10 protein-coding genes are annotated in these 8,129 nt (G+C 55.0%); 1 reads left to right on the plus strand and 9 read right to left on the minus strand.

Features of this window, described 5'->3' with window-relative positions:
* Positions 1–95: 95 nt before the first annotated feature.
* The 9 genes from IQ254_RS27830 to pyrH all read right to left on the minus strand — a co-directional run bounded on the left by IQ254_RS27830 (position 96) and on the right by pyrH (position 7,388).
* Positions 96–350, minus strand: a complete 255-nt coding sequence (locus IQ254_RS27830; protein ID WP_193969405.1) for a hypothetical protein — start codon at positions 348–350, stop codon at positions 96–98.
* 61 nt (positions 351–411) lie between these two features.
* On the minus strand, positions 412–711 hold the full coding sequence (locus IQ254_RS27835; RefSeq protein ID WP_193969406.1) for a hypothetical protein: 300 nt from the start codon (positions 709–711) through the stop codon (positions 412–414).
* A 137-nt stretch (positions 712–848) separates the two neighbouring features.
* The gene (locus IQ254_RS27840) at positions 849–1,454 is read right to left on the minus strand and encodes a hypothetical protein (protein ID WP_193969407.1); all 606 of its coding nucleotides are present in this window, start codon (positions 1,452–1,454) and stop codon (positions 849–851) included.
* Between the two features lie 305 nt (positions 1,455–1,759).
* Complete coding sequence (locus IQ254_RS27845) at positions 1,760–3,028, minus strand: NAD(P)/FAD-dependent oxidoreductase (protein ID WP_193969408.1); 1,269 nt, start codon at positions 3,026–3,028, stop codon at positions 1,760–1,762.
* A gap of 17 nt (positions 3,029–3,045) precedes the next feature.
* On the minus strand, positions 3,046–3,705 hold the full coding sequence (locus tag IQ254_RS27850) for a MotA/TolQ/ExbB proton channel family protein (protein WP_193969409.1): 660 nt from the start codon (positions 3,703–3,705) through the stop codon (positions 3,046–3,048).
* Between the two features lie 105 nt (positions 3,706–3,810).
* Positions 3,811–4,605 carry a DUF2993 domain-containing protein gene (locus tag IQ254_RS27855; RefSeq protein ID WP_193969414.1) on the minus strand — a complete coding sequence of 265 codons (795 nt, stop codon included), beginning with the start codon at positions 4,603–4,605 and terminating at the stop codon, positions 3,811–3,813.
* A gap of 104 nt (positions 4,606–4,709) precedes the next feature.
* Positions 4,710–5,564, minus strand: a complete 855-nt coding sequence (locus tag IQ254_RS27860) for a bifunctional 3-deoxy-7-phosphoheptulonate synthase/chorismate mutase (protein ID WP_193969410.1) — start codon at positions 5,562–5,564, stop codon at positions 4,710–4,712.
* A 545-nt stretch (positions 5,565–6,109) separates the two neighbouring features.
* On the minus strand, positions 6,110–6,670 hold the full coding sequence (gene frr, locus IQ254_RS27865) for a ribosome recycling factor (RefSeq protein ID WP_193969411.1): 561 nt from the start codon (positions 6,668–6,670) through the stop codon (positions 6,110–6,112).
* Complete coding sequence (gene pyrH / locus IQ254_RS27870; protein ID WP_193969412.1) at positions 6,660–7,388, minus strand: UMP kinase; 729 nt, start codon at positions 7,386–7,388, stop codon at positions 6,660–6,662. The genes frr and pyrH overlap by 11 nt, the downstream gene beginning before the upstream one ends.
* 59 nt (positions 7,389–7,447) lie before the next feature.
* Here pyrH and IQ254_RS27875 point away from each other — a divergent pair, with 59 nt between their 5' ends.
* Positions 7,448–8,122, plus strand: coding sequence for a diacylglycerol/polyprenol kinase family protein (locus IQ254_RS27875; RefSeq protein ID WP_193969413.1), 675 nt, complete (start codon positions 7,448–7,450; stop codon positions 8,120–8,122).
* Positions 8,123–8,129 lie beyond the last annotated feature (7 nt).

Raw genomic sequence — 8,129 nt, forward strand, 5'->3', positions numbered from 1 at the left:
CTGAGCCTCTCGAAGTTCGCTCAACGTCCGATCTTCTTCCTCGGTTAGTATGATGCGTAGTGGGGCGGGCATTTTGGGGCACTCTAGCTACCCCGCTATCTTACATTTAATTTCAACCGCCTACTTACAAAGCCAGCACTAGCAACATTTGCCTGAGCCTTTTTGCCTAAGATTTGAGTCACTAACGAGGCTAGACCAATACCTTGACCGCCAAAATCAGGACCAATCTGTAGAAACACATCTTCTTTGTGAGTCTCAGTGTTTTTGCCACTTACCAGACATACCTTAAGTGGAACCCCAGACAAAGTAATATCTGCGGCAAAAGCTAGCTTTGAAGAGCGAACGGCCATTGTTTGAAACTTTTAAGCTAGGGCATTAGCTAATTTAGATCGCGGCAAGATGACCATTGATTTATAGTAATGCTGCGATTAACTTGCCCAAGTCAAGGATACTCGTGGATTCATCGCCTGAGCCGATGAAATCTTCCCATTCGGGCCAGGATACCTGAGCACTCACGTGTTGTTGGTCGCCGACTATCGAAAGGGAAAGGTAGGGAGTCACCTCCTGATCTGAGTCAGATGCTGGAGCGATCTGAAATGAGAAGTCGCCCACACTATCTTGATCTAAACCTAAAGAGAGTCGGACAGGGCGCTTAAACGGCTCAACTTTGACATCTATAGAGCCACCGACACCAGCATGGGGAACTTCCATAAACCACCGCGTATTCTACTTTGGCAAACTTAACCTGCGATTAGACCAATACCAATTCGCATCTAGCTGCGAAACCCCAATCTGCTTGCTCCATTGCAGGCTACAGACGGGAGCATTCAGCTTTTTTATGAAGTAGGCTAGGTACCTGTGCTTGGGTCTGTTTCCGAGGGCGCAGAGCCTTGAACCTCAGAACCCTCGCCGGTTTGAACCACTGGCGGAGTCTCAGTTGACGCTGATTCAGTTGGGCTTCCCGACAACTGAGACAGATCACTCCCACCTATCTCGCTTCCAGCTTTATCCTCTTCTTTGGGGTCTTCACTCTTAGCTTTATTGCCTAAAAGAGTATTAGATGCCTCCTGGGCAGCCGTTTCAAATTGGCCATCGGCATACATAAAGTCGAGCTGAATATTGCCGATGGAGAAGTCAGTACCGTCTACTAGCTTGTCTTCATAGCGAGCTTGAGCATAGAAGTTCTGACTCCCGTTATGTTGGCCAGTCACCAAAGCAATGATGGGCTCAATCGTTTCAGCTGCATTACCCTCACCATCAGTCTGCTTAATCTCACTCACTAAGAGCACCACAGGCTTCTGAATGGTTTGGAAGTCTCCATCGACTGATTTCAGCTTTGGATCATCGTAGGAGATCAGAACCCTAGCATCCATCTTTTCACCCTGATCCCCTCCTGGCTTAGGAAAACTCAGGTCGGCTTGAAATGTTCCACTAAAACTTTTTTGGTCTGTCATAGCACACCCTTAACTCATACTGGCGACAAGGTTTTAGGCAATCTGATCTTTTCAGATGCTTCTTATCGAAATCTTACCAGCTTGCCTCTGCGTCGTATAGCGGCAATTTTATTCTTAAAGCAAAAGATTCTCAGATATGTTCAGCACAAACATTGGCACATCTATCCATTAACTTATGTACTTTTGCACATAGTTTTATAATGAAAATATTCAAGAAGTATAACCCAGCACTCTTGGACAGCCCGCTCGACGAGTCCAGGTCCGCAACCGCTGTAGCGCCGCCCCAGGGTGTGCTCGTAGCCGCTTCACCGATGATCAGCCCCACCACCGCTCTTGGCCATAGCCCGTCCAGCCAGCCACCCCGTCGTCCAGGCACTTTGAAAGTTAAAGCCGCCGGTCACGCCGTCGATATTGAGAATTTCACCGGCCAGATACAACCCTGGGCAGCAGCGGCTCTCCAGGGTTTTGAAGTTGACCTCGGGTAGCGGGATGCCGCCGCAGGTGACAAATTCGTCTTTGAACACGCCTTTGCCGGCGATCGCGTACTCTCCCCGGGTTAGTTCCGTCACCAGCGCTTGTACCTGGGCCTTGGACAGATCGGCCCAGTTCAACTGGGTATCCAGCTGAGCCCGGTGCTGCACGAGATATTGCCACAGCCGCCGCGATAGCTCAGGGAAGGGCGAAAACGCCGCTACCTGCCGCCTACCCTGGGCTTGCTTGAGGTCAGTTAACCGGTATCGCACCTGATCTTGTTTAAGGGCAGGCAGCCAGTTCACGGTCAGGGGCGCTCGATAGCGCTGACTATGGAGGCCAACAGCCCCGTAAGCAGATAGCTTGAGCACCGCCGGACCACTCAATCCCCAGTGGGTGATCAGCAACGGTCCGGTTTGGGTCAGGTTAGGGGCCTCCTGTAGCACCAAGTGCAACTGCACCGACTCGACCGAAACCCCAGCCAACTCACGCAGGGCCGGGTCAGGCATATTGAAGGTGAACAGGGATGGCACCGGGGGTACCAAGTCATGGCCGAGGCTGAGGGCTAGCCGATAGCCACTAGGGCTACTGCCTGTCGCCAGCAGCAGCTTGTCGCAGCGCCAATCCTGGCCGTTACGGGTCGCTAGCCCAAAGCCATCATCCCTGGCCTTAATCTGGGCGATGGGCTGGCCGGTGTGAATCTGGATGCCCAGCCGTCGAGCCTCTCCCAGCAGGCAGTCAACGATGGTGCCTGAGTCGTCGGTGGTGGGAAACATGCGACCATCGGCTTCAGTTTTAAGCTGCACCCCCCGCTGCTCAAACCAGGCCACCGTATCCTGGGGCTGAAAACGGCTAAAGGGGCCACGCAGGGCGTTGCGGCCGCGGGGGTAATGGGTGACCAGCAAAGCGGGGTCAAAACAGTGGTGGGTAACATTGCAGCGGCCGCCGCCCGAGATTCTGACCTTGGCTAAAGACTCTCGCCCAGCCTCAAAGACATGAATAGATTGGTCGGGGTTAGCTTCGGCGCAGGCGATCGCGCCAAATAGCCCTGCGGCCCCAGCCCCCACCACAATCGCGGTAGCAGACTGGGGCGATTGCGCCATTAAAAACTCATTCCCCCTCACGGTCTACTCCGGGGCGGGTAGATTGCGGTGCTCACGGCCCCCTGCCGCTGGGCCCGGCGATAGAGAATTTCGAGCTTGCCACCGGCCTCTTGAATAAACGCACGCTGGCGGCGGTATAGCCCCTGAAACAGATTGGCGAATAGCAGGGCCACCAGCGCCACCACCAGGCCCACCGCCGTCGAGGTCAACGCCTCGCCTACCCCGGCCGTCACCCCGCTGGCCGCTGGCCCGCCCGTTTCCCCTAGGCGCAGGGTCGAAAACACGCGCATCAGCCCCAGCACAGTACCCAGCAAGCCCAGCAGGGGAGCAATCCCCACCACCGTTTCAAATAGAGTTTGAAAGCGCTTGAGCAGGGGCAGCTCAGCCTGGGCGGCACTCTCTAGGGCCAGGCGAAATTCTTCTGGCGTGGCATCGCCGAGGGTGAGGGCCGCCAAAAAGATCCGGGCAATGGGTAGCTGTTGCTGCTGCTTGAGCTTGGCGATCGCCCGCTGAGGATGCTGGCTAAAGGTACTCAAAACCTGGGGCACCAGCCCCGGCTGCTGACGCCCCAGCCGCAGCCAAAACCAACCGCGCTCAACGGCTATAGCCAGAGTCAGTAGAGAACACAGCAGCAGCGGCCACATCACAATGCCGCCAGCCGCAAACCAGTTACCCATAGCGCCGATGCCCTAACCCGAGAACCCAACTATGATACTGGCCCCAGCCTACAACGGCCCAACTTCGCCAGCTCAGCCCCCAGACTAGCTCTAGCACCAGTTACCCTAGACACTGCCAGGAAAATGCTCGATCTGGGCATAGCCACTAAACACCAGCTGATTGCCCCGAGTTTCCAGGCGGTTGACCCGCAGCAGCACGCCATCCAGATTGAAGCGCTCCAGATCGACCATGCGATTGAGCACCTCCGCAAAGCCCCGACTCAGGGTACCGGAAATCGATACCAGGGACTCTGGAACGCCCTCTGGCAGAAATTCGGCGTTAGCAAAAATAATTCGCCGTCGTTTTTCAACCGTGACCTGGGCCGCTAGCTGAATGGGCACATCCTTGTGGTTGGGCAAGTCGGTCTTAGCAAAAATTGTCACCGCCTGGTCAGGCAACAGCGTGATTTTGACCTCTCGAAACGTCACCGGGTCACCCCCCGAGAGAGAAGTAACCGCCTCATCGGTCACCCCTTCCAGGTGTTGGCGCACCAAATCCGCACCAAAGGCCCGGTTGATGGCATCTTCGTTAAGCACCACCTGGGCCACCGCCTGGGTGGGCTGGCGCAGGCGAATCTTGCCGCCAATAGCCGAGCCGACGTCGATAGACACCGCATCGGTCTCGAACATCATTTCAGCGGCCTCAAATTCTTTACGAATTATCAGACCGCGACCTTCCATCCGAAAGCTGTCTATAGTGCCCTGCAACAGCTTGCTAGGAGGAGAACAGCGCACTGCTACGTCTACAGCATCACTACGGCTAAACAGATGTCGCAGCGACTGGGTAGCCACAGAGTTGATCATCCGTTCGCCAAAGTCATTGGACCCTTTGGATTGAAACCCGGTAAAGCCACCGAACATAGAGGTTAGTACCAACCTACTTCCCCTAACGTTGTAACAAAATATGAAGCCTTGTGACAGCAATTTTAGCTAATGCCACCCATAGCAAACCCTGATGCTGCCTTCTAGGCATGGGTTAGCGCGATCGCCAAATCATCTTTTAACTGCCGCCCTAGCGCCCTAGCCATAGGGCCAAGACTGTGAGCTAGCGCCGCCATTTCCTCTAGGTTAAGGGCTTGACGAGCATCTGACACAGACTGATCGGGCACCGGATGACACTCTACCATCAGACCATCGGCCCCGGCAGCGATGGCCGCCCGGGCCAAATCTGGCACCAGCTCCCGCTTGCCAGCCGCGTGGCTGGGGTCAACCATCACCGGCAGATGGGTAATCTGCTTGAGCGCAACCACAGCCCCCAGGTCGAGCACGTTGCGGGTGTAGGTATCAAAGCTGCGAATACCCCGCTCGCAGAGAATCACGTTGGGGTTGCCGTGGCTGAGAATATACTCGGCCGCCATCACAAATTCTTCCAGGGTGGCCGCCAACCCCCGCTTGAGCAACACGGGCTTATTCACCGAGCCCAGGGCCTTGAGCAGGTCAAAGTTCTGCATGTTGCGGCTCCCCACCTGGAGCACATCGACATGGGTGGCCATGATCTCAATTTGGCTCTCCGCCATCACCTCCGAAATCACCGGCATCTGAAACCGATGCCGAATGTCGTCGAGGATATGGAGCCCTACTTCCCCTAGCCCTTGGAAAGCGTAGGGTGAGGTGCGTGGCTTGAAGACCCCACCCCGCAGGGCCTGTACCGGAGTATGAGCCAGATGACGGGCCACCAGATCCATCTGCTCGGCACTTTCAACAGCACAGGGGCCTCCGACAATCAGCAGGGTATCGCCACCGACGGTGACGGTATCAGTCAGAGCAATGACCGTACGCTGGTCAGGGTTAGATTTGCAAACCAAGGAAGCATCTTTCATAGGTTAAGTACTCGGTGTAAAAAACAGGACGACAGGCACTAAGACAAAGCACAAAAAACCCGGAGCGTTGCGGCTCCGGGTCAGGTAAAGGGCATAGGAAGACCTATCACCGCCAGCCTGACCCGGGGGTGTAAAAAAAGCTATAAAGCCAGCTGGCGTCAGAATTGGCGCAAAAAAATGACATGGCTACACAGAAAAAAGGACCTCAAAAAACAAAACCGCAGAGGTTAAGCTCTGCGGTTCACCAGGTAGACAGCACAAAGGTGCTCACTGCCTGTGAACCGTAGACTGCCACCAAAAATAAAAGACCTGTACCAAAGAAATCATTGTCGCTGCGGGGTAAATTTAATCGTACTCGTAATCTAACAGGGGTTTTAGGGAGCGTCAACTGAGGCTAAAAGCTCATCTATGGCCTAGCAACTGCATAGCACCCCGGCGACCTCGGCATCTATCCACTTGTCTCAGACGCCTAGATACAGGTTAAGAACTCTCCCAGCAGTCAACGGCCCCATTGCTCTACGGCTGGGCATAATCTCAGCAAAGGATTACACCGTCATAATATCTTTCTCTTTGGCCGCCAGGGCACTGTCAATTTTGGCGGTGTACTGGTCGGTCAGTTTCTGAATCTCATCCTGGGCATCGCGGGATTCGTCTTCGGAAATGTCGCTGGCCTTTTCTAATTTTTTGACGGCATCAATGGCGCTGCGACGCTGGTTGCGAATAGAAACCCGGCCTTCTTCAGCAATTTTACCCGCTGTTTTGACAAATTCTTTACGGCGTTCGCTGGTGAGTGGCGGAATGTTGAGGCGCACCACCTTGCCGTCGTTGTTGGGGGTGAGGCCCACATCAGACATCGAGATCGCCCGTTCAATATTCGACAGACTGCTGCCATCAAAGGGCTGAATCATCAGGGTGCTGGCATCGGGAGTCGAAATGCTGGCGATGGTTTTCAGCGGAGTGGGTGCGCCATAGTAATCGACCTCGATGCGATCTAGCAGGGAAGCGTTGGCTCGACCCGTACGAATGGTATTGAAATTGCGCTTAGTGGCCTCAAAGCCGCTCTCCATCTGTTCTTCGGTTTCAAGCAAAATATCGTCAACTGACATCACAAGAGTCTCCTACAATCGTGCCGATGGCCTCACCCGTCAGCGCCCGCTTGATGTTTCCAGGCACCGATAGGTCAAATACCATGATCGGGATGTTGTTGTCTTTACACAGAGCGATCGCAGTGCTGTCCATTACCTTAAGGTCGTGCTGGAGCACGTGACCGTAGGTCAGACTGCGGTAGCGCTTAGCCTCTGGATTAATTTTAGGGTCAGAATCGTAAACCCCGTCAACCTTGGTAGCTTTAAATACCACTTCAGCGTTGATCTCAGCGGCTCGCAGGGCGGCAGTCGTGTCGGTGGTAAAGAAGGGATTGCCAGAGCCAGCCCCAAAAATAACCACCCGGTTTTTTTCCAGGTGGCGAATGGCGCGACGACGAATGTAGGGCTCAGCGACTTCCTGCATGGCGATCGCCGTCTGTACTCGGGTGGGCACCCCCATGCGCTCCAGCGAGTCCTGTAGCGTCATAGCATTCATCACGGTGGCGATCATGCCGATATAGTCGGCGGTGGCCCGATCCATGCCCGAGGCCGAGCCCTTGATGCCGCGAAAGATGTTGCCTGCACCGACGACAATGGCAATTTCAATGCCCTCTTTAACGACTTCGGCGACCTCGGCGGTAATGGCTTCGACAACGTTCTGATCAATGCCATAGTCCATTTCGCCCATCAGGGCTTCGCCGCTAAGTTTTAGCAGCACTCGCTGATAAGGTTTATCCATAGTAAGTTCGGTGTAGTAAGGTCTAAAAGTCCCACCCCACTATACCTACTTCCCCCGTCATGATGGCTACTGCGCTTGGGCAAATCGGACTGGTAGCCGCCTGGCTTGCACTGGTGGGCGGTGTAGCCGAAGGGCTGCGGCGCACCACGGCCATAGATACCGAAATTACCCGCAAAATTGTTCATATTGGGGCAGGCCATGTCATTTTGTTGGCCTGGTGGCTACGTACCCCCACCTGGATGGGCCTAGCGGCCTCGGTCGTCTTTAGTGGCCTGGCACTGCTGTCGTACCGACTGCCGATTTTGCCGGGTGTTAACGGAGTGGGAAGGCGCAGTCTCGGTACTTTTTTTTACGCCGTGAGCATTGGGGTACTGACGGCGGCGTTTTGGCCCCCCGGCCTACCCCAGTACGCGGCCCTGGGCATTTTAGTGATGACCTGGGGAGACGGTCTGGCGGCCCTGGTAGGACAAAACTTTGGCCGTCACCCCTACAAAATTTTCGGCAACCAAAAAAGCTGGGAAGGGAGCTTGACCATGGCCCTAGCCAGCTTGGTGGTGTGCCTGTTAGTCCTGGGTCTGACCGCAGGATTTACCGGGGCGGTTTGGGGAACGGCACTGGTGATTGCGATCGCCGCTACTCTGCTCGAAACCCTTTCTTTCTATGGCCTCGACAACCTAACCGTGCCTCTGGGTAGCGCAGTCTTGGCCTACGGGTTGATGGGAATAGGGGGGTAGATGAGGG

Origin of the sequence: Nodosilinea sp. LEGE 07088, from assembly GCF_015207395.1 — a bacterium.
GTDB lineage: Bacteria > Cyanobacteriota > Cyanobacteriia > Phormidesmidales > Phormidesmidaceae > Nodosilinea.